General features: G+C 43.4%; 22 protein-coding genes, 1 pseudogene and 1 riboswitch. Of the genes and pseudogenes, 12 read left to right on the forward strand and 11 right to left on the reverse strand.

Going from position 1 to position 20,075, the window contains the following annotated elements; genetic code table 11:
• Window positions 1-9: 9 nt before the first annotated feature.
• Entirely contained in the window at window positions 10-1,095 is a 1,086-nt protein-coding gene (serC, locus tag AC6I5A_RS13150; RefSeq protein WP_034616848.1) for a phosphoserine transaminase, read from the forward strand.
• 14 nt (window positions 1,096-1,109) lie between these two features.
• Window positions 1,110-1,865: a 7-cyano-7-deazaguanine synthase QueC gene (queC, locus tag AC6I5A_RS13155; protein WP_497900759.1), complete on the forward strand. Its 756-nt coding sequence runs from the start codon at window positions 1,110-1,112 to the stop codon at window positions 1,863-1,865.
• Window positions 1,866-1,942: 77 nt separating this feature from the next.
• On the opposite strand, the gene AC6I5A_RS13160 is transcribed toward queC, so the two are convergent.
• The 3 genes from AC6I5A_RS13160 to AC6I5A_RS13170 all read right to left on the reverse strand — a co-directional run bounded on the left by AC6I5A_RS13160 (window position 1,943) and on the right by AC6I5A_RS13170 (window position 4,901).
• The gene (locus AC6I5A_RS13160) at window positions 1,943-3,421 is read right to left on the reverse strand and encodes an NlpC/P60 family protein (RefSeq protein ID WP_034616853.1); all 1,479 of its coding nucleotides are present in this window, start codon (window positions 3,419-3,421) and stop codon (window positions 1,943-1,945) included.
• Window positions 3,422-3,425: 4 nt separating this feature from the next.
• A riboswitch (cyclic di-AMP (ydaO/yuaA leader) is annotated at window positions 3,426-3,562 on the reverse strand.
• A gap of 232 nt (window positions 3,563-3,794) precedes the next feature.
• The gene (locus AC6I5A_RS13165) at window positions 3,795-4,160 is read right to left on the reverse strand and encodes a DUF4363 family protein (protein ID WP_034616856.1); all 366 of its coding nucleotides are present in this window, start codon (window positions 4,158-4,160) and stop codon (window positions 3,795-3,797) included.
• A 12-nt stretch (window positions 4,161-4,172) separates the two neighbouring features.
• Entirely contained in the window at window positions 4,173-4,901 is a 729-nt protein-coding gene (locus AC6I5A_RS13170; protein ID WP_034616859.1) for a YetF domain-containing protein, read from the reverse strand.
• A 243-nt stretch (window positions 4,902-5,144) separates the two neighbouring features.
• Between AC6I5A_RS13170 and AC6I5A_RS13175 the strand changes: the two genes are divergently transcribed.
• The 4 genes from AC6I5A_RS13175 to AC6I5A_RS13190 all read left to right on the forward strand — a co-directional run bounded on the left by AC6I5A_RS13175 (window position 5,145) and on the right by AC6I5A_RS13190 (window position 9,132).
• Window positions 5,145-6,257, forward strand: a complete 1,113-nt coding sequence (locus tag AC6I5A_RS13175) for a 2-methylaconitate cis-trans isomerase PrpF family protein (RefSeq protein WP_034616861.1) — start codon at window positions 5,145-5,147, stop codon at window positions 6,255-6,257.
• Window positions 6,258-6,510: 253 nt separating this feature from the next.
• Window positions 6,511-7,779, forward strand: a complete 1,269-nt coding sequence (gene leuC, locus AC6I5A_RS13180) for a 3-isopropylmalate dehydratase large subunit (RefSeq protein WP_034616862.1) — start codon at window positions 6,511-6,513, stop codon at window positions 7,777-7,779.
• Entirely contained in the window at window positions 7,772-8,272 is a 501-nt protein-coding gene (locus AC6I5A_RS13185) for a 3-isopropylmalate dehydratase small subunit (protein WP_034616864.1), read from the forward strand. Before leuC ends, AC6I5A_RS13185 begins: the two co-directional genes overlap by 8 nt.
• Window positions 8,269-9,132, forward strand: a complete 864-nt coding sequence (locus AC6I5A_RS13190; RefSeq protein ID WP_034616866.1) for an isocitrate lyase/PEP mutase family protein — start codon at window positions 8,269-8,271, stop codon at window positions 9,130-9,132. The genes AC6I5A_RS13185 and AC6I5A_RS13190 overlap by 4 nt, the downstream gene beginning before the upstream one ends.
• Before the next feature lie 279 nt (window positions 9,133-9,411).
• On the opposite strand, the gene AC6I5A_RS13195 is transcribed toward AC6I5A_RS13190, so the two are convergent.
• The 6 genes from AC6I5A_RS13195 to AC6I5A_RS13220 all read right to left on the reverse strand — a co-directional run bounded on the left by AC6I5A_RS13195 (window position 9,412) and on the right by AC6I5A_RS13220 (window position 13,938).
• Window positions 9,412-10,884, reverse strand: coding sequence for a sensor histidine kinase (locus tag AC6I5A_RS13195; RefSeq protein WP_034616869.1), 1,473 nt, complete (start codon window positions 10,882-10,884; stop codon window positions 9,412-9,414).
• Complete coding sequence (locus AC6I5A_RS13200) at window positions 10,874-11,548, reverse strand: response regulator transcription factor (protein ID WP_034616872.1); 675 nt, start codon at window positions 11,546-11,548, stop codon at window positions 10,874-10,876. Before AC6I5A_RS13200 ends, AC6I5A_RS13195 begins: the two co-directional genes overlap by 11 nt.
• Window positions 11,549-11,569: 21 nt before the next feature.
• Window positions 11,570-12,127 (reverse strand): DUF4342 domain-containing protein, encoded by a 558-nt coding sequence (locus tag AC6I5A_RS13205; RefSeq protein WP_034616875.1) that lies wholly within the window; start codon window positions 12,125-12,127, stop codon window positions 11,570-11,572.
• A 238-nt stretch (window positions 12,128-12,365) separates the two neighbouring features.
• The gene (locus tag AC6I5A_RS13210) at window positions 12,366-12,668 is read right to left on the reverse strand and encodes a type II toxin-antitoxin system RelE/ParE family toxin (RefSeq protein WP_034616878.1); all 303 of its coding nucleotides are present in this window, start codon (window positions 12,666-12,668) and stop codon (window positions 12,366-12,368) included.
• The gene (locus AC6I5A_RS13215; protein ID WP_034616881.1) at window positions 12,655-12,927 is read right to left on the reverse strand and encodes a type II toxin-antitoxin system Phd/YefM family antitoxin; all 273 of its coding nucleotides are present in this window, start codon (window positions 12,925-12,927) and stop codon (window positions 12,655-12,657) included. Before AC6I5A_RS13215 ends, AC6I5A_RS13210 begins: the two co-directional genes overlap by 14 nt.
• 72 nt (window positions 12,928-12,999) lie before the next feature.
• On the reverse strand, window positions 13,000-13,938 hold the full coding sequence (locus AC6I5A_RS13220) for a Uma2 family endonuclease (RefSeq protein WP_497900764.1): 939 nt from the start codon (window positions 13,936-13,938) through the stop codon (window positions 13,000-13,002).
• Window positions 13,939-14,083: 145 nt separating this feature from the next.
• Between AC6I5A_RS13220 and AC6I5A_RS13225 the strand changes: the two genes are divergently transcribed.
• The 3 genes from AC6I5A_RS13225 (at window position 14,084) to AC6I5A_RS13235 (ending at window position 16,274) form a co-directional block, all read left to right on the forward strand.
• On the forward strand, window positions 14,084-15,154 hold the full coding sequence (locus AC6I5A_RS13225; protein WP_034616884.1) for a 4Fe-4S dicluster domain-containing protein: 1,071 nt from the start codon (window positions 14,084-14,086) through the stop codon (window positions 15,152-15,154).
• Window positions 15,135-15,923: a cytochrome b/b6 domain-containing protein gene (locus AC6I5A_RS13230; protein WP_052168103.1), complete on the forward strand. Its 789-nt coding sequence runs from the start codon at window positions 15,135-15,137 to the stop codon at window positions 15,921-15,923. Before AC6I5A_RS13225 ends, AC6I5A_RS13230 begins: the two co-directional genes overlap by 20 nt.
• Before the next feature lie 222 nt (window positions 15,924-16,145).
• A complete protein-coding gene (locus AC6I5A_RS13235) occupies window positions 16,146-16,274 on the forward strand; it encodes a catalase (protein WP_497900765.1) in 129 nt (42 codons plus the stop codon).
• A 323-nt stretch (window positions 16,275-16,597) separates the two neighbouring features.
• On the opposite strand, the pseudogene AC6I5A_RS13240 reads toward AC6I5A_RS13235, so the two are convergent.
• Both AC6I5A_RS13240 and AC6I5A_RS13245 read right to left on the reverse strand, forming a co-directional pair.
• Window positions 16,598-17,110 (reverse strand): annotated as a pseudogene (locus tag AC6I5A_RS13240) (ATP-binding cassette domain-containing protein); the annotation flags it as partial.
• Complete coding sequence (locus AC6I5A_RS13245; RefSeq protein WP_034616892.1) at window positions 17,107-17,478, reverse strand: GntR family transcriptional regulator; 372 nt, start codon at window positions 17,476-17,478, stop codon at window positions 17,107-17,109. The gene AC6I5A_RS13245 and the pseudogene AC6I5A_RS13240, both read right to left, overlap by 4 nt.
• 309 nt (window positions 17,479-17,787) lie before the next feature.
• Here AC6I5A_RS13245 and AC6I5A_RS13250 point away from each other — a divergent pair, with 309 nt between their 5' ends.
• The 3 genes from AC6I5A_RS13250 to AC6I5A_RS13260 all read left to right on the forward strand — a co-directional run.
• On the forward strand, window positions 17,788-18,267 hold the full coding sequence (locus AC6I5A_RS13250; RefSeq protein WP_034616893.1) for a C40 family peptidase: 480 nt from the start codon (window positions 17,788-17,790) through the stop codon (window positions 18,265-18,267).
• A gap of 495 nt (window positions 18,268-18,762) precedes the next feature.
• The gene (locus tag AC6I5A_RS13255; protein WP_034616941.1) at window positions 18,763-19,320 is read left to right on the forward strand and encodes a LemA family protein; all 558 of its coding nucleotides are present in this window, start codon (window positions 18,763-18,765) and stop codon (window positions 19,318-19,320) included.
• 27 nt (window positions 19,321-19,347) lie between these two features.
• On the forward strand, window positions 19,348-20,075 hold a 728-nt coding region (locus AC6I5A_RS13260; protein ID WP_034616896.1), incomplete at its 3' end, for a TPM domain-containing protein.

Consider the following 20,075-nt stretch of genomic DNA (forward strand, 5'->3'; position numbering starts at 1 on the left):
TGACTTAAAATGGAGAGGATATTTAACTTTTTTGCCGGACCAGCCACACTACCCCTGGAAGTTCTAGAAGAAGCGCAAAGCGAATTGACTAATTATAAAGGCACGGGCATGTCAATAATGGAAATTAGTCATCGTGCCAAAGAATACGAGGTCATCAATACTGAAGCCGAAGCGCTCGTTAAGGATTTGCTTGACGTACCGGAAAACTATCGGGTTTTGTTTCTTCAAGGCGGAGCAAGCACTCAATTTGCAGCCGTGCCCATGAACTTAGTCTCCGCAGACAGTCATGCGGACTATATTTTGACTGGATCTTTTGCGGATAAAGCCTATCAGGAAGCATCGAAACTTGTGAAAACCAATATAGCTGCCAGTACAAAGGAAGAAAACTATAACCGCATTCCGCGCAACGATGAAATCAAGGTAAGTGACAATCCTGCCTACGTACACCTTTGCACCAATAACACTATCTGTGGTACCCAATGGCAGTCGTTCCCGGATGTGGGCAACGTATTTTTGGCTGCTGACATGTCGAGCGATATTATGTCACGTCGTTTTGATGTTTCCAAGTTTGGGGTAATTTATGCCGGTGCGCAAAAGAACCTTGGTCCGGCTGGGGTAACTGTGGTTATTATTCGTAAGGATTTATTGGAAGGGATTCCCACAAACATCCCCACAATGTTCCGCTATGATATACATGCCAAAAACGATTCCCTCTACAATACCCCACCTTGCTTTTCCGTTTATATGGTGAATCTGGTTCTCAAGTGGCTTAAGAAGAACGGAGGACTGGCAGCAGCGGAAAAACGCAATATGGAGAAAGCCTCCATAGTTTATGATGCCATAGATAATAGCGGCGGTTTTTACCGGGGTCACGCCCTCAAAGACAGTCGCTCACTGATGAATGTCACATGGCGATTACCTAATGAAGAATTGGAAAAAACCTTTGCGGCCGAAGCTGCCAAACAAGGTATGATCGGTTTAAAAGGCCACCGTTCAGTGGGCGGTCTCCGGGCGTCAGTCTATAACGCCATGAGTCTTGACGGCTGTAGGACTCTAGTTGATTTCATGAAAGTTTTCCAAAGCAAAAATGGGTAACAACATAAGGTCAAATGGTCAATCTTCTAAACTGTAGAATAGGAGAGAGCGTAATGGATAGCCCGCGTAAAGCTCTTGTTCTGCTCAGTGGCGGAATTGATAGTACAACCTGCACAGTTATGGCCTGTCGAGAATTTGGCCCTGAAAATGTTCTGGCTCTTAGCTTGATTTATGGGCAAAAACACGCTAAAGAAATTGCAGCAGCAAGAGAAGTGACTAAATATTTAGGCATTAAAGACCATATTATCCATCAACTTCCCGATATTTTCCAAGGGGGAGGGTCTACTCTTATTGACAAAGATCGGCCCAATCCGGAAACAACCTATGAAGAACTTCGGAAAAGTAAAGGCGTATCCCCAACTTACGTGCCTTTCCGCAATGCAAATTTACTGTCAGTTGCCACGACGATTTCCTTAGTTAAAGGGGCGGATACGATTTTTTATGGGGCGCATGCCGAAGATGCGAGGAACTGGGCATATCCGGATTGTACCCCTGAATTTAATGGAGCTATGGCAAATGCAATCTATATTGGTTCATATATGAAAGTTCGTCTCCTAACCCCACTTCAATGGTTAACTAAAAGTGAGGTAGTTGCTCTGGGGAAAAAAATTGGCACTCCGTTTGAGTTAACCTGGAGTTGTTATAACGGCTCTGAAAAAGCATGTGGGGTATGTCCCACCTGTATGGGACGATTACATGCGTTTGACGAGAATGGATTAAGAGACCCCATTGACTACGAAACCATAATCCAGCCATCACTTCAAAAGTAAGCATGTTATCACAGACATGGTCCAGAGCTACAACATTTGCTGTTGCTCCGGACCATGTCGGCGTTTGCACTATCTAATTAATTATACCTGCGTGCTCCGAGATAACGCGAGGAGTAAAAGCTATCACTAAAGCTGGATGTTTTAATCCCACTACTGGGGTTACTGGCATGGACAAAACGTCCTCCCCCCGTATAAATGCCCACATGGGAAGCACCCTTAGCATAGGTCGAAAAAAAGACTAAATCGCCTGGTTGAAGATCATTTTTGCTGACGGCAGCTCCCGAAGAGAATTGCGCATATGATGAATGAGGAAGAGTGATCCCGGAACCCGCTAAGACATACTTGGTAAAACCTGAACAATCAAAGCCTCTGCTGGTTGTTCCGCCATAAACATAGGGAGTCCCCTGTAAACTAAGCGCGCGACCTACGATGGAAGAAGTACCATTGCTCCCGCGAGAAGTAACAAAAGCTACATTGACCCGACTGCCAGGACCTTTAGCGATAACTTGATCGACAGGAGGTTGAAGGATCTTTTCGTCTAATACCTGCTTGGTAACGTCGATACCATTCTTTTGCACATATGAGTATGTCACTAATTTTGAGCCGTTACTACCCTCTTTAAGGACTTTCGTTTGCCCGATTCCTAAATGGTTATCAGCTTTTGTTACGATATCATAGGGAATTGTTTCCGGACCGGAATATGTTCCTTGACACACGACAGTAAGATAGGGTGTCGTATTAACAAGCTTTATTATTTGGCCTGGCTGTAACTTTGTGTCTTTGGTTGCCCCTGGATTACCGGCTAAGACTTCATCTGTCAACATATTATTTTTGCGGGCAATAAGCCACCAGGAATCATTGGACAGGACAGTATAATCCTTTGTCATTATCTTGCCATCCAGCAACACTTTTAAAGCTTGATCAATTTGTTTCATTTGATCCGGTTGGACTTCTATCGCTTCGACGCTGACCTTTTCCGCAAAATTAACGGAAGTGACCTTGTTTTCTGCACTCTGTTTAACATAATAGTTTTCATACTCTTTAAGAACTTTATCGGCATCTTCTTTGCTGGGCAAAACTGCCATAATAGAACCGTCTGCTTCTAACTTATAACCATCAAGATAATAGCTTAATTTATCTTCCAGTTTCTCTTCACTCAAAGTAGATTCCAGGAAGACTGCGGGAATTACCCTGACTTTTTCATAAGTAATTTGGTCATGTGTTTGGGCAATGAGCCCAAATGGCTTTCCGTGTTTTTGCAGAATTGTTGCAACGAGATCTTGACCGGTATTAACATTACGGACTAAGCCGATCTGTTGACCGTTAATCATTACGGCAGCTGCAGAAGTCGTTGTCGAAAGATAATAGGTGAGTACGCCGGTCAGGATAATTGTAAGAGATGCGCAACAGATGACTTGCTGGGATTTCCAGGATATTTTTCGTAGAGTGTTGTGGTAAAATTGTTGAATAAGCTTTTTTTTCTGAATCCCATTGAAATGTTTGATTTGGCGGGTTACCATACCTTTTAACCGGGACAGAACTGAGGAAAAATGCATACTTTTTACACCTTTCTTAAGCTTACGAGGTTAGTTGACGGATTCGGACTTCAGGTGCAAGCCCTACGCGTATAGTACGCGATTCACCCCCATAAAAGATCCCCCGCTCTGGAGTTAATCCAGATTAAGCTTTTGTTGTCTTTTTTCGTAGTACACCATAGGCACACCACAGTACATTATATTCGACGAAATATGCGAATGTCCTCTAAATTTATTTATGTAATTAATCAATTTCATAATACCCTAAAATTGCTATCTTCATCACTATATGTAGTACGAAAATCACACATAGTTTACTGCATGTAGTGGTTATGAGCTTCGAAATTATATTATGAAATTCATTCAATAAATGGCAAAAACCGGCTGCTATGGTTCACTTCCCAAGTTCTTGCCAATGCTCATAGGCCTCATTTAATTCTATGAGGCCACTTGATTTATCTTTAGCTTGAATAGCGCCCCTAAGCCTTGCAATATTTATAGAGAAAGCATTAATTTCATAACGTTCTGAACTAAATTGTACTCTAGTGACTATTTTATCCCATACTTTATTTAAATTTTCTGTATTTTGTTTAGCTGCTGTCCAATTTTCATGATTGACATCCTGTATAATTGTTTCAATGGATTGTGGAATATTGTCATCTCCCACTAAGGGCTGTTTTAATATATCACCGCTTAGCATGATCAGAACAAAGAAAACCAGTGTGACTATGGGAATAGCTATCACCATAAACCTTCTCATTCAATCATCTCCTTAGTATGGGCCCTTATAATCACCAATATCAGTAATCTTCTTAAGATGATCATCGTACCTGTCCACATATAAACTTCCTGCCGGATTTAATGTTACCAGGAAAACTTCTGATATATCACGAATGCCCTGTTTTTTGAGCTCTTTAAGCAGCCAGGTTTTGTCTTTGTTAAGCTGTCTTAGATTTTCTTCGATAATAATTCCATCGTAAACTAATTCAGTGCTTATTCCTGTCGGGGAAACGGCAATTTTCATGTCCTTAGGAGTTAAAGGTTGGTGTTCCGGCTTTAATAATATTGAAATCTGACCATTGGGTTCAATAATTGCAAAATCTACTTGTGTCACGTCAAAGACCCCTTTGTTCCTGAGAAGTTCTAAAACCTCTGAGATCCTATATTTCATTTTTCTTAAAACATTTTCCATAATCTTGCCATTCATTATTACAATAGCCGGTTCCCCTTCTAAATATTTCGCTGCATATCTCCATTTTGTTGATATTATTTCCATCAAGTATCCTAATGCACACCAGGTTAAAAGCCCTATCCAATGGGGCCAAGCCTTACTGGATAAATCTGTTGTTAAGGTAGCGGCAATAGACCCAATTGTAATCCCCAGCACGTAATCAAAAAAATTAAGTTGGCTTATTTGTTCTTTCCCAATTATTCTTGCAAAAATAAGGAGAGAAAAAAAGCCGATAAAAGCTCTAACAATGACTACTAAACCCTCATCCATATGCTACACCTTCCATTACTTCGATATTATAAATTATAGGGATATTATTTAACTTTAGGAATTCTTTATACCAGCAGGTAAAAAATATAAATATTTGTTCGACAATTTGTTTGAATTTAAGAAGGTAAAAGATTATTTAGGTCGAATAAATATAAGTTATGAAGATTTATTTGAGTTCAAAATATTCAATAGAGCGGGAGCTATGTTGAATATCAGATCTTATATAAAAACGGGAGGCTATATATGGAAAAGATTCGCTGCGTAATTATGAGGGGTGGAACGAGTAAGGGTGTGTTTTTTCGCGAAAATGACCTGCCTTGCGATATTGAAGAAAGAAAAAGGGTTATTCTGAAAGTGATGGGTAGTCCTGATAAGAGGCAGATTGACGGACTCGGTGGCGCGGATATACTCACAAGCAAGGTAGCCATTATTGGCCCGCCCAGTAAAGAAGACGCTGATCTTGACTATAGTTTTGGTCAGATAGGAATCAATGAACCAATAATTGATTGGGGATTTGTGTGCGGTAATTTATCCGCAGCAGTAGGCCCATTTGCCGTTGAAGAAGGATTGATCAAAGCACAGGGACTGCGTACATCAGTGAAAGTCTATTGTCCAAACGTAGGTAAGTATCTTACTATTGAATTTCCTACAAAAGAAGGCAAAGTGGTATATGAGGGGGATTACGTAATTGATGGCGTACCGGGTTCCGGGGCAAAAATCGCTTTAGACTTTTCAGATACGGCTGGGATGCTGACAGGTAAGTTATTGCCGACCGGAAACCGGAAAGATGTCATCGAGGTCAAGAATATAGGAAAAATTGAGGTTTCCATTATTGATGCCTCCATGCCTGTTGCTCATATCAGAGCCAGAGATTTTGGCTTAATGGGGACAGAATCGGCAGTAGAACTGGATGCCAACAAAGAACTTCTTCATACTCTGGAACAAATTAGGGTCGCTGTAGCCCGGCTGATCAAACTTGATGAAAATAACTACTTTATGCCGGCAGTTGCCCTGGTTCAGGAGCCTGTACCATGGAAAAACAGCAAAACCGGAGAAATGATGAACCCGGAAAATATTACGATTCTCTCCAAATTATATGGGGCAAGGATGATGCATAAGGCCTACCCGGGAACTGCCAGCATTGCAACTGCGGTGGCCGTCAGACTAAAAGGCTCGGTTGTTCATGAATTTATCCCGCCCAGTGCGGCGGACAGTGAAACAATAACGATTGGTCACTTTGCAGGCCTAATTTCAGTGGACGTAATATGTCGGGAAAAGGATTCGAAATTTTGGATAGAGAAAGCGGTGGCGCACAGGACGGCGAGGAGAATTATGGAAGGTTACGTTTACTTATGATAATATAAAGGCTTGCGATTTTTATTTAGAAAACTTATTTTGAATGGAGTGAATTTAGCTTTTTTGGTTGAGTTATAACTCAATTTGAAGTATAGTTGAATTTATCCTGGAGCTTAGTAAATACTAGATGTGCGATATTTGATGTGCAATATTGATCACGAACTATAAAACACGAACCACCGGCCACGAACCACGCACTTCGCACCTCAAATACGTGGCGATTAGCTATCGGGGGAAGACAAAAGGGTAGGAGATTTTCATGACAATTGTAGAAAAAATATTGGCTGCACACACAGGCATGCAATCGGTAAGGAGCGGAGAGTTTGTCAACGTCAAAGTTGATCTTGTAATGGCCAGCGACCTGACTGCACATATTGCAATTAAGCAACTGCAGGCGCTTGGCGCTCGGAAATTATTTGATCCTGGCAAGATTGTGTTTGTGATGGATCATTTTACTCCTAACAAAGATGTGGCTGCTGCTACGGAAATCAAAAAGATGCGGGAATTTGCTCGGGAAATGGGGATAGTTTTTGTTGAAGCCGGTGATATTGGGATTGAGCACGTTTACTTGCCGGAGAAGGGATTGGTTCTTCCAGGGGATGTAGTGGTGGGAGGAGATTCCCATACCTGTACCTATGGGGCGCTGGGCTCCTTCGCTACAGGTATGGGGTCGACTGATATAGCTGTTGCTATGGTTACAGGCGAAATCTGGATGAAGGTTCCTCCGACGATTAAGTATGTCTATAATGGGAAAACCAGTAAATGGGTTTCCGGGAAAGACCTCATGCTCTACACTATCGGACAGATCGGTGTCGACGGGGCCTTGTATTCGGCCATGGAGTTCACGGGGGAAACTATTCGTGATCTTTCTATGGACGGACGCTTTACGATGGCCAATATGGCCATCGAAGCCGGAGCAAAGGTTGGGCTTTTTGAGGTTGATGAGAAAACTCTTGCTTATGTACAGGAGAAGGCTGCTCGTCCGTTTACAGTTTATGAAAATGATGACACAAGTGAATATGCACAGGTAATTGAATTTGATGTGGAAAAAATAGGGCCGCAGGTTGCCTTGCCACATTCACCCAGTAATGCTATGGCAGTGGAAAAAGCCGGGGAAATAGAAGTTGAGCAGGTAGTAATCGGAAGTTGTACTAACGGCAGATTGGAGGATCTTTACTATGCTCACCTTGTTTTGCAGGATAGAAAGGTCTCTAAAGATGTGCGGTGTATTATTATTCCCGGTTCTCAAAAAGTTTACCTGGACGCGCTTCGCGCCGGTTACATAGAAACTTTCATCAAAGCAGGCGCTCTTGTCAGCCCTCCCACCTGTGGGCCATGCGTTGGAGGACACATGGGAATTTTGGCGGCAGGAGAGCGGTGTGTGTCAACAACAAATCGAAATTTTCAGGGCCGAATGGGTGACCCCCATTCCGAAGTTTACCTGGTAAATCCTGCAGTTGCTGCTGCTACTGCCGTTACAGGGAGACTCACTGACCCCAAAGAGGTGATGGGTGATGATTAAAGGAAGAGTACGGAAATTTGGGGCCGATATTGATACGGATGCAATAATTCCGGCCCGTTATGCAAATTTATCAGATGCGGTAGAATTGGGAAAACACTGCATGGAAAACATCGATCCTGATTTTGCAGGTCGGGTACAGCCTGGGGATATCATAGTAGCGGAGACGAACTTCGGGTGTGGCTCCTCCCGCGAAATAGCTCCGATGGCAATCATGGGGGTAGGTATTTCGTGTGTAATTGCCAAGAACTTTGCCCGGATATTCTTTCGCAATGCATTAAATATTGGACTTCCCTTGGTTGATTGCCGGGAAATGATCGACCTAACGAAAGAGGGAGATTACCTGGAGATTGATCTAGCTTCAGGGCTGATCAAAAATGTCACAGCTGATTTAATCTTTAAGCCTGTTCCTTACCCGCCTTTTATTAGTGAATTAATCAATGCGGGCGGACTCGTCAAATATACCAGAAAAAAGATTGGGGTAGAACAAGCATGAGAAAAACAAGCCTATTGAAAAAACTAATCCTGGATGAAGAGATTCTCGTCATGCCGGTGGCCCATGATGCAATTGCCGCCAAGCTTATTGAACTAACCGGGTTTAAAGCAATGGCACTCGGCGGCTACCCGACAACGGCAACGCTGCTTGGAAAACCTGACCTTTCTCTGATCACACTTATCGAAATGGTAACGCATGCGAAAAATATTGCGGAAGCCGCAGACATTCCCCTTTTTGTAGACGGTGACACCGGTCACGGCGGGGTCATTAACGTGATGAGAACGGTACGGGAATTTGAAAAAGCCGGGGCGGCCGGAATGTTTATTGAGGATCAGCTATTTCCGAAGCGCTGTGGACACATGGAGGGTAAACAGGTAATTGAAACCGATGAAATGATCGCCAAAATAAAGGCGGCTGTTGATGCTCGGGTAGATCCTGATTTTGTCGTTTGTGCCCGAACTGACGCTTTGGGAGTAATGGGTATCGATGAAGCCATAGAGCGGGGCAACAGATACAGGGAAGCTGGGGCAGATTTAGTCTATGTGGAAGCCCCAACCTCAAAAGAAGAAATGCTGAGAATTAACCGCGAGGTGGACGCGCCTACGTTGGCCATCCAGATTGAGGGGGGGAAAACGCCTTTCTTCCCGACCAAAGAGCTGCAGGAGTTTGGTTATAATGCAGTCGCCTATGCTCTCTCAACACTCTATGCGACTGCTTTCGCCGTCAGAGGCGTTCTGAAGGAACTCATGGATAAGGGAACGACAAGTGGTTACTGGGATAAAATGTTTGATTTTAATGAGTATAATCAGTTTTTGGGTTTGGAAGCCCTACGGGATAAGGAACAATCGTATAATAAATAACCTGTCCGAGTGAAGGGCAATCTCTTAAATCCTGCATTCCCAACCAATGTGCAGACAGGTAGGGAACTCGATCTCTAAACATTGTAGTAGACCAATATAAAAACCAGGATCAAAACCTGGTTTTTATAATTTTATTGAATTTTGTATTTTACAATAACACGAAAAATGTTTTCGCGAAAAAATAAAATGGGGTTGTAATAAAATGGTTTTCCATTTTTGTTACAACCCCGTACGAGTTTAAGGCATGCCAATAAATGCCTGCAAGGAGTATTATGCAGATTATGTTTCAGATGCCTCGGGCGCAGTGGGGAGCATTATGGAAATTCTGGTGCCGATATCCTGCCTGCTCAAAACTTCCATGTGCCCGCCATGCCGCTCCGTGATCCACTTGGCAATGGATAAACCCAGCCCCGTACCGCCCGTGGCTCTGGCGCGGGATTCGTCGGCGCGGAAGAACCGGTCAAAAATCTGAGGAACCGCCTCGGGGGCGATACCAATCCCTTCATCTTGTACGGTCAGCCGGGCAGAGCTGTCCGCACCGGAAACAGAAATGGTGATCCGTTTACCCGAGGGTGAGTATTTCATGGCATTGTCAATCAGGATCCGCGTCGCCTGTTTGATAAGGCTTTTATCCGCCATAATGAAAACGGGTGTAACATCAGAATCGTATTCGTGCCCACCGTCAATCATCTGCGTTTCCCGGAGCACTTCTATGGCCAGGGCGGACAGTTCAAAACGCTCTATTTGCAGAGCCATGGTGTTGTTGTCGCCTCGCGCCAGAAATAAAAGCTGTTCCACCAAGCCCTTCATATTCGCTGTTTCATCCTTGATGGCATCGATAGATTCCTGCAAAGTCTTTTGATCATTTTTCCCCCACCTATCCAGCAGATTTGCATACCCCTGGATGACGGAAATCGGCGTCCTTAGCTCATGGGAGGCATCCGACACAAAGCGCACCTGGGAACGGTAAGATTCGTTGATTCGGTCCAGCATCCCGTTAATGGCCGAAGCGAGGGTTTTCAGTTCGCTTTGCGTATCGCCCACTGAAATTCGCGTATCCAGCTTTGCGGCATTGATGTTGTCAAGCTTACCTGCCAGAACTTCCAGCTGCTCCGGTGAAAAGACGCCGTCGGTAGTCAGGTTTTGTGCTGTTTCAGCTAATTCTTCAATGGGTCGGAGGGTTTTTCGGATCATTCTTGCCCCCGAGAAAAAGCTGCCGAACAGCATTATTAGCTCCAAAATCAAGACAACAGCAAACAACTCTACAAATATCCGTAGGGTCTCCAAAGGGTTAACGGAAATACGATAAGAACCTCTGCTGTCTTCCAGCGTCACATTGTAGGTGACACCCTCTAATTGTTTCCAAAAGGTCAAGCCTTCCGAATCCGGCAGGGCAATACTCCTTACACCGGAGGCAGTCTGCTTGGAATGGTGGGGTTGGAAGGGTGTGGGTAGTTGAAACCCTTTCTGTTCTCCCGTGGGCAGCGAAATGCTTAATCCGGTGAGCTTAAGCCAGTCTTGCGCCTCCGGAGCAGGCAGCCCCGTTTGATTAAGCATTTCGGCCGCCGCTGTCACGGTCTGTTCGGTGTGCATAATCAGCCCTGCTGCAGACACCAGGCACAGAATCAGATCAAGGACCAGAAAAAGCCCCAGCCTACGAAAGAATAGTTTGAGGTTGAGCTTCGTGACGAGGGAAAACCGTATTTTATGACCGATACTGTTCGTAGGCTTGTTTATCGGCTTACGTTTCATCCTTAATCACATATCCCACTCCCCTAACGGTGTGAATCAGTTTAATATTGAACACCTCGTCGATTTTTCCACGCAGAAAACGCACGTAGACATCAACGGCGTTGGTTTCGCCCGCAAAATCAAAGCCCCAGACATTTTCGAGCAGTGCTTCCCGGGAAACTACCAAGCCCTTATTTTTCAGCAAATAGTGGAGAAGGTCAAATTCCCGCTTTGTCAGTTCAATAGGCTTGCCCAGCATGGTAACCGTATGGCGGCCCGGGTCCAGCAGTAAACCGGAGGCGGACAAGACCACGTCTTCCTGCATGTTTTTTCGGAGGGCAGTACGAATCCGGGCGAGAAGCTCCTCAATGGCAAAGGGTTTGGTGATATAGTCGCTCGCCCCGCTGTCAAGTCCGGAGACTTTATCCACTACGCTATCCCGCGCTGTCAACATGATGATGGGAACGGAGGAGGTTCGGCGAATTCTGCGCAGCACTTCCATGCCGCTCAACTTAGGCAGCATAATATCCAGCAAAATAAGGTCGAACTCGCCGGTTTCGGCGAGTTCAAGCCCTGTTCTGCCATCAAAGGCCTTTGTGGTAGTATAACCTTCATATCCAAGCTCCAGCTCGACAAATCGGGCTATCTTTTCCTCATCCTCAATAATCAGTATTTTCAAACTCATTGAAAGCCCCGCCGTTTCAAGTTAATTATCTTTGCTATTGATAGACTTCTTGAGGTTTAGGGCGGCGTCCGCTGCGCTATTCATCGCGTCATTGACAGTCTTCTCCAAAAAATCAGATCCGTTGAAACGATAGCGAAAACCAAAGAACAGTCCGACAATGATCAGGGGAACGATAATCCAGAAGGCGAATAAGAGCAGCACTACAAGGGCTGTGACAGGGAAAGACGCTTTGATTTCCTCGCCCTTGAGCACTTCAAAGTAATAAGCATTGCCCTTGCGGATCATCTTCATGAGGAATTTCCCCAATTTCTTCATCATAGAAGTAAAGGTTTCTCCACCGTTGCCGGACTTAGTTTGTTTTTCCCAGTGCTTAGTATTACTGGTCCCAACGTTTGGTTCTGCGGTTTTTTCGCTGCTGTAATAACCGCCTCCGGGCGGTGTGTTTACCTTTCCCTGTTTCTCCAGATAAATAATGGCGTCAAGCAAATCCCCGTTTGACATATCGAGGGCGGTTTTTGCCTCGTCGTAGCTTACGTTGGCCATGGCACGAAGTTTTTCCACTTGTTCTAAAGTTGTCATGGAATCTCCTCCTTTGGTTTTTTATTATGTGCATATTGAGTATGGATGAATTCTAACAAAGAAGACTTCAAGGAGAATTTGATTAACATTAAAATACGATTAAAAAGCTCTATTGCAGACGGAAACCTATTAAATATTCCGCTTTCTATAATTAATCATGTAGATAAGCTTATAGAATTGGGAATAAGATTCACAGGGTGACCTGTGCATCTAAGCGTTAGGCAAACAACCGATAATTTTATAACAGGAATTCGTATTGCCTTCGACCATATAGTATTCGCCGTATTTGTACTATGTTGCCGCTTACAATAAAGAATACGACATAGTTCTGCACTATCAGCAAACGATATTTTTTCGAACGCAGCACGGTATTCTTTGCCAGTGAACAGCGCAGGGGCATTTGTTCAAGAGAAGCGATGCTATCGACAATTTCATCGTAGATTTTTAGAGCAGCCTGTGGTGAAAGCTCATTTAGATAATTAATAACATCTCTTAGATCTTGCTCAGCTGAGGGGAATATCTTCAGTTCATACTTTTCCATGGACATTAGCCCTCAACTTTTTTGCCACTTCAAAGAAGTCCTTTCCTTCAGCACCGTTTGCAATCTCAGCCTCAGCTTCAGCCAACTTGCTATAGAGTTCAATTAGAGTCTGCTGTCGCTCATAGGTTTCTATACTCATCACCACCATATCACCTTTGCCGTTCTTAGTTATGAACACAGGCTGGCGTTCGTTATGGCAGAATTCAGAAATTTCGTTAGCATTATTACGCAAATCAGAGATGGGACGAATGTTCGGCATAGACCTCGCTCCTTGTTCTCAATATTCATGCATTTATTGTATCATAATTTTGAGTAAATATCAATTATGAAATTAACCCTCGGTTAACCGACCAAGACTAGCCTGCACTAGTAAGCACATGCTAACCCAGTAATTCTGTTCTGACCGGGAGGCGGCGTTTCGAATTTTCAAGCGGCAGTCCTGCTCGGAGAGCCACCAATCACACCCCAGCATACCACGCTCCAGGTTACTGGTAATCTCCGTAATGATCTTCTTGCTCCAACCTTTGTGCAGAGTATAGGCTATGACTCGATCAGCCAAGGCTTCGTAGGCGAAATTATGAAAGGTCTGGCTATCGTGATCATACTCCAAGTCCAGGATAGGAATTATCCCAGTCAGGTCGCGAGAAATTCTGGCCAGTAAGTCCTTTTCCTCGTTGGATGAACCGATATATAGGTAATACAGTTTGGCTGAGTGCTTTATACCAGATTGGCGCAGGATTCGGCCCAGTCTTTGGATTCGTTGCCGGGTACTGCTGGTGGAGGAGGCGATGATTCCGATGTCGGTTGAAGGTACATTCAAACCTTCATCTAGGGCGCGGCAGCTTACAAGGATGCGAATTTGCGCGTCGTGATATTTACGCAGGATTTCTTTGCGACTCCACTCGTCCATTTTGGAATGATAACGCCCCACCTGTCCAGGAAATAGGTACTGTAACTGTTCATAGATTGTGTTTGCCACAACAATGTATAGGATGAATTTCTCCTTTAGGTCTTTTTGAAAAGTAGAGGGCGAAGTAATCTCTACAACTAGGTCAGGGTTTCCTTTACAGCCTAGATGATCTAATTTGGTCTTATCACATACTATAACCAAATCCGGTTGCACAACGGTAGAAGTATGTTCCTCGTTCTCATGCTGTTGGGGTAAGCGGACATCGAAAGGCGCCGCATAAACCCGGCAAGTTTTCCCTTTTAAATAGTTATTAAAAAGCGTAAGCAACTGTCCGGAAATCTCCTGATGCCTGTGCCCGATACCATCAGAGAGCCCGCCTCACCTAAGTGGGAGAGTCATATTAACCACTTAGGTAGTCCGGGAAATTTTTTCTTGTAATATCTCTAAATATATGATAAATTCAAATATATCATATATACCATATAGGGGTAGGGGGTAAATGGCAATGGGGGAAAATATTTCGCGCAGAATCTTTTTCAAGAGGACCACAGCAGCTGGAATTTTAGGAGTACTTGCAGCAACAGGTCTAAACAAGCCTGTTCGGGCTGCAGGATTAAGTAGTGGTAAACTAGGTACCTTGATTGATTTAACCAAGTGTGACGGGTGTAGAAATTATGATACGCCATTTTGTGTCCAGGCATGCAGCAATCATAATCAAGAAAGATTCCCTGAACCCAAAAAGCCTCTAAAAAACTATTGGCCACAGAAGAAAGTTGAAGACTGGTCGAACAAACGAGATCTAAAAAGCCGCTTGACTCCATACAATTGGACGTTTGTTGACCATGTCAGTGTCGAGCATAACGGTGCTCTATATGAGGTCTATGTTCCAAGACGCTGTATGCACTGTGATAATCCAACCTGTTTAAAACTATGTCCCTTTAGCGTGATCACTAAAGATGAATCGGGAGCCGTGTCCATTGACGACGAATTATGTTTTGGAGGGGCCAAATGTCGTGACGTATGTCCTTGGGGCATTCCTCAGCGCCAAGCCGGAGTTGGGATCTACCTTGATTTCGCCCCGGATTTAGCTGGTGGTGGAGTCATGTATAAGTGCGATATGTGTGTTGAGCTTTTAGCTGAGGGTAAACAACCCGCTTGTATGAGCGCTTGTCCGCAGGGCGCCATCTCGATTGGTCCGAGAGAAGACGTAAGAAATCTTGCTTATCAAAAAGCAAAAGAAATCAGCGGCTATATTTACGGGGATAAAGAAAATGGAGGAACTCCAACATTGTACATTTCGGCCATTCCATTTGAGAAAATTGATGCTGCGATCAAAGCAGACAAAGTGAGTAAAAAAGATACTGCTCCAGGCCGTCCCGGTATGCCTGTCCATGTTGACAATTACCTTTCTTCGGGAAAAGGTATCTTTCTAAGTGCGGTAATAGCTCCATTTGCTGGAGCAGCGGTTGCCGGCTTAACAGCTTATAAAACTATGAAAGGTGATAAAGCTAAACGAGTACAGAACACCAAGAATAATCAAGGAGGGGGGTCTATCGATGACGAAAAAAACAAATAATCATAAGCAGAGCAAAATATTTAGACAAAGCTATGCCAATCGTTTTGTCCACTGGACAACTGCTCTTTCTGTCATGCTGCTTATTATCACCGGCTTAGGGCAGCTACCACTCTACTCTCGGTATAATGTTACAAAGTTACCCGGTGCGGAATGGCTCGGCAATTATTTCATCACCCTTAACCTTCATTATTTGGGAGCGATAGTACTATTATTTGTCGTAACTTTCCATATTGTTTATGCATTTGCTCGCCAGGAGTTTGATATTTTCCCGCGTAAGGGAGATATGAAAGAATCTTATCGGATTATCAAAGCAATGTTAACCAAAGGCCAAGAACCAGATTCGGATAAATACCTGGCTGAACAACGCCTCGCTTATCTGTTTATCGGTCTTTGTCTTCTCCTCCTGATCGTTACCGGTTTGATTAAGACCCTGAAAAATGTCCCTGGTGTTGAGATTCAAACCTCTCTTTTGTATTGGAACACTGCATTGCATAATATTGGTACTGTCTTAATAATTTTTGGAGTTATCGGACACTTAGCTGCATTTCTCATCAAGGAAAATCGCTCACTACTTCCAGGAATGTTTTGTGGATCAATTAATAGGGAGTATGTCAAACATCGTCATAGCCTTTGGCATACAAAACTGCTTCGCAGTGGCGAAATAAACGAATTCAATTTCACTGAATCTAAAATCCACTTTAGTGGGGTCAATTCCATACACAAAAACAATAAAAGATCAGATATTGACAAATCCACTTCAGTGGAATAGTAAGTCATGGGTTTAGTCGCATCGCAATTGATACTCCGATGCATTGTATCTCGCCACAGCTATGCTTGAAAAAGCAGACGCGTTCATTGGGCTTTACCTGTTGAACAGCTTCAGGATTGGCTGTGGATTGCTTGCTGAATCGTTTGCAAGGCTTGTTGAATCGTTTGTTCAGCCAGCTGAGCTGACTGTTGAGTTTGTTGGTTTTGCTGCATTGATTACGCTATACCTCAAGCTTCCTCAGCACATGATACCTTTTGGGACTTTGAAGTCAGCACGCCGGAAACTGCTCATATGATCATGTGGCTGCTCTCGGATAGAGCTATTACAGTGCGGGCTGTCCAGCAGGCTTGAATCGTAACCGAATTACATACTATTGTGTATTCGGTTTATCTGCTATGAGCGTAATCTAGCTTATTCCAGATTCAATCTTTTGCTTAAAATAAAATTCGTTACGGCGAAGAAGGCTGCACAGAGAAGTCCGGTATAAACTATGCCATAACGAATCACCGGTTGAATTACCAACTGCATGCCCATAAAATCATTGGAACTGACATGAATATTGCATAAGTTGGCGATTCCAGAACAATAAAACATGATTTGGGAAATAGTATTTAGAAGAATGAGGGCTCCGAAGGAGGCCAACATTTTATGCTGACTGAACAGGTGCCCGATGGAAGAATAGTTTGCAGAATATAATCCCTTGCTGCCGGGTCCACTCCGCCAATAGGCTCATCCAAAAGATATAGTTCCGCTTCGCGGCTCATGACCAGGATTAACTGTACTTTTTCCTTCGTTCCTTTGGACATTGTTTTCAGTTTGTCATTCGCGTTGATATTTAGGCTTTCAAGCATGTAGTAAGCTTTCTTCGGGTTAAAATCAGCATAGAAATCTGAGAATAGTTCAATGATCTGGTGTACGCGCATCCAATCATTCAAATAAGTCTTTTCCGGGAGGTAGGAGACAATTTTCTTGGTCTCGAGGCCTGGTTCTTTACCTCCTATGAGAATATTTCCACTGGTGGGGGTCAAGAGTTCGTTGGCCAGCTTGATGAGGGTGCTTTTTCCACTGCCGTTAGGTCCCAGAAGCCCCACGATTTGCCCGCGCTCTATCTTTAGATTAACAGCTGATATAGCTGTTTTGCTACCAAATTTTTTTGTAAGGTCGATGCATTCTAAAATTATGCTCATGTATTCATCTCCTTTACCATGTTATTAATAATAGTGAGGATCTCTTTTTGTTCAAAGCCCATCAACCGCATTTTTTCCAGAAATTCAGAGATTTGCTCCTGAGCCATTTTGGTTTTTGCCATTTCAACCTGATGCGCATCCTCCGTAATCGACCGCCCACTTGTGCGGTGGGTAATTATGAGGCCATCTTCTTCCAATTTTGCCAGAGCCCTCTGCATGGTGTTGGGATTGACTGCGGCCTCCTGAGCCATATCCCGTCCCGAAGGTAGTTTGGACCCCAGGGGGTAAACACCGGAAAATATCATCAGCTCGATTTGCTCAATCAGCTGGGTGTAAATAGGTCTGTCGGATTTTAATTCCCAGGGCATGTGGATCGCCTCCGTGTATTATTGTATTAAGCGCTTAATACAATAATACACATTTTAAAGTCTTTGTCAAGCGCAATTAACCACTTTAAGGAGCAAACGCTATCTAAACAATAAGGACGTCCCTCTTTGAAATTTATTCAAAGTGAAGTGAAGGCAGGTGTATTCGTATTCAATAATCTGTCGTTCTTTCATTTTATCACCTTTATAGATATATAGAGGAAATTATACCAACAACTTATTCTTTTAGTGACAGTTGTTAGCTGTTATACTTGTCCTGTAAGTTATTAAACATTTAACAAGGAGGGCAAAATGAAAAAGAAATTAGCACTTATTCTTAGCATACTAATAATGGGTACATTTTTAGTAGCACCTATCGCAGAAGCTAGTACGACAGCGGCACCTACTACTTGGGCATATCATGTTGATAAAATGCGAACTGTGATCAATACGGCGAATAGGTATATTGGTACACCATACGTTTGGGGAGGAACAAGCTTTTCTGGTATAGACTGTTCAGCGTTGACACAAAAAGCCTTTGCATCAGTAGGAATAAACCTTCCCCCCGTAAGCCGTGATCAGTATAATAAAGGAACTTATATACCTGCTAAGAACCTGCAACCTGGCGATTTAGTGTTCTTTAGCATGAGAGCGGATCATCAAGTATCTCACGTAGGCATCTATGTCGGAAATGGTAAATTCATCAACGCCACTTCCAGTCGTGGGGTAATGGTTTCTACTATGGGCAACTATTGGTGGAGCCATTATGTTGGCTCTAAACGAATCTGGTAGTTTTCTTCTAAGACCCGAATAACATTATCTTCCTCTTTTTATAAAGTAAGCAGGTATACTTACTTTCATTCAATTTTGTGCCTTGAGCACAGCGAAAGGAATAACACTTAGGTGAGAATCGGAAAGTGAGAATTGGAATATAACTTATCTTAATGCAGTAATACAGGGCTTTCGAGTTTGCTGCTTCCAGGTAGCGAACAGATCCTAAAGCTCTGTATTTGTTTATTAATGTTACATAACGGTTGATATTTCAAAGGAATCTGGTAAATTTTCTTCTGGAAAAAGCGTTATAATTAGTTCGACTGTTGTTACCCAAAGGAAGTTACTGGTATACTGATCTTGGGGATGGTCAGGTATTAATATTGTAAAAAGAAAGGGTTTTACAAAATAACAAAGAATAAGAAAATAGAAAATTGAATATTTGAAAGCTTGCATCAGGAACTGAATTATGGACATGATTATGGAATACGTAGAATATGGAGGGGAATAAAGATGCTGAAAAAATGGTTAATTCCGGTTGGTATTATTATCATTCTGGGTGCGCTGCTGATCTCGGGTTACAATAATCTTGTAAAAATCTCAGAACAGGTCAATGGGAGTTGGAGTGAGGTGCAAAATAAGTTACAGCGCAGGGCAGATTTAATTCCCAATTTAGTTGAGACTGTGAAAGGATATGCCTCACAGGAAAAAGAGATCTTTACTGATGTTGCGGAGGCAAGAGCAAAATTAGCGGGTGCTGCAACTGTAACAGATAAAGGTGAGGCTGATCAGGCTTTAACCGGTGCCCTGGGAAGATTATTAGCCATTGGTGAGAACTATCCCCAGCTCAAATCGGATGCTAACTTTCGGGCCTTACAGGATGAGTTAGCCGGTACGGAAAATCGCATTGCTACAGCTCGCATGGACTATAACTATTCTGTTCAGTCCTACAATACTAAAATAAAGACTCTTCCCACATCGCTTTATGCTAGGATTTTGGGCTTTGGACCAAGGGATTATTTTAAACCGGATGCAAATGTAGAGAATGTCCCGACAGTCGACTTTTCGAAATAACATGTAAAATGAAGGGAATGAAACCACATGAAGAGGATACCCCTTCTTGCGGTGTTGATTTTGCTATTCCTGGCAATTGCCTCCCCATTAAGGGCGGCAGGCCCAGACATCCCTCAACCGAGTCGTGAATTTTATGTTTTAGACCAGGCCAATGTTCTTGAGCCGGCTGCCGAACAACTAATTATTCAAACGTCTGCTTCGCTGGCACAAAAGACGAAAGCTCAAATTGTGGTTGTCACGGTAAACAGCTTGAACGAAACAGCACCTGAAGAATACGCCTTATCTATTTTGAGGGGATGGGGGATCGGCGATAAAAACTTGAATAATGGCCTGCTAATCCTGGTATCGCCCACGGATCGGGTCTCTCGGATTGAAGTAGGTTATGGGCTGGAAGGGACTTTACCTGATGCCAAGACGGGTCAAATTCAGGATGAGTATATGCTCCCTTATTTTCAAAAGAATGATTATAATCAAGGAATTCTAAATGGTTACAGTGCTTTAGCTCAGGTAGTGGCTAAGGAGTATCAAGTAACCCTGGAGATCAACCCGCCGCAAGCATTACCTGATTCATCTTCATCCTCATCTAATAATCCCCTGCCCCTCTGGGCTAAAGTAATTATCGGCATCCTGCTCATCTTGTTGATCTATTTTGATCATCGTTTCTTTAACAGTTTCTTCTTCGGTTTCATTTTAGGTATGTTATTCCGAGGTGGCGGAGGCAGAGGAGGCGGTGGCGGCGGATTTGGGGGCGGCGG

This window comes from Desulfosporosinus sp. Tol-M2 (assembly GCF_059735615.1).

What these genes read in the sequence shown, in the direction of transcription:
- serC (WP_034616848.1), top strand. Translation starts at nt 10, where the DNA reads ATGGAGAGGATATTTAACTTTTTTGCCGGACCAGCCACACTACCCCTG.
- queC (WP_497900759.1), top strand. Translation starts at nt 1,110, where the DNA reads ATGGTCAATCTTCTAAACTGTAGAATAGGAGAGAGCGTAATGGATAGC.
- AC6I5A_RS13160 (WP_034616853.1), bottom strand. Translation starts at nt 3,421, where the DNA reads ATGCATTTTTCCTCAGTTCTGTCCCGGTTAAAAGGTATGGTAACCCGC.
- AC6I5A_RS13165 (WP_034616856.1), bottom strand. Translation starts at nt 4,160, where the DNA reads ATGAGAAGGTTTATGGTGATAGCTATTCCCATAGTCACACTGGTTTTC.
- AC6I5A_RS13170 (WP_034616859.1), bottom strand. Translation starts at nt 4,901, where the DNA reads ATGGATGAGGGTTTAGTAGTCATTGTTAGAGCTTTTATCGGCTTTTTT.
- AC6I5A_RS13175 (WP_034616861.1), top strand. Translation starts at nt 5,145, where the DNA reads ATGGAAAAGATTCGCTGCGTAATTATGAGGGGTGGAACGAGTAAGGGT.
- AC6I5A_RS13185 (WP_034616864.1), top strand. Translation starts at nt 7,772, where the DNA reads ATGATTAAAGGAAGAGTACGGAAATTTGGGGCCGATATTGATACGGAT.
- AC6I5A_RS13190 (WP_034616866.1), top strand. Translation starts at nt 8,269, where the DNA reads ATGAGAAAAACAAGCCTATTGAAAAAACTAATCCTGGATGAAGAGATT.
- AC6I5A_RS13195 (WP_034616869.1), bottom strand. Translation starts at nt 10,884, where the DNA reads ATGAAACGTAAGCCGATAAACAAGCCTACGAACAGTATCGGTCATAAA.
- AC6I5A_RS13200 (WP_034616872.1), bottom strand. Translation starts at nt 11,548, where the DNA reads ATGAGTTTGAAAATACTGATTATTGAGGATGAGGAAAAGATAGCCCGA.
- AC6I5A_RS13205 (WP_034616875.1), bottom strand. Translation starts at nt 12,127, where the DNA reads ATGACAACTTTAGAACAAGTGGAAAAACTTCGTGCCATGGCCAACGTA.
- AC6I5A_RS13210 (WP_034616878.1), bottom strand. Translation starts at nt 12,668, where the DNA reads ATGGAAAAGTATGAACTGAAGATATTCCCCTCAGCTGAGCAAGATCTA.
- AC6I5A_RS13215 (WP_034616881.1), bottom strand. Translation starts at nt 12,927, where the DNA reads ATGCCGAACATTCGTCCCATCTCTGATTTGCGTAATAATGCTAACGAA.
- AC6I5A_RS13225 (WP_034616884.1), top strand. Translation starts at nt 14,084, where the DNA reads ATGGGGGAAAATATTTCGCGCAGAATCTTTTTCAAGAGGACCACAGCA.
- AC6I5A_RS13230 (WP_052168103.1), top strand. Translation starts at nt 15,135, where the DNA reads ATGACGAAAAAAACAAATAATCATAAGCAGAGCAAAATATTTAGACAA.
- AC6I5A_RS13245 (WP_034616892.1), bottom strand. Translation starts at nt 17,478, where the DNA reads ATGCCCTGGGAATTAAAATCCGACAGACCTATTTACACCCAGCTGATT.
- AC6I5A_RS13250 (WP_034616893.1), top strand. Translation starts at nt 17,788, where the DNA reads ATGAAAAAGAAATTAGCACTTATTCTTAGCATACTAATAATGGGTACA.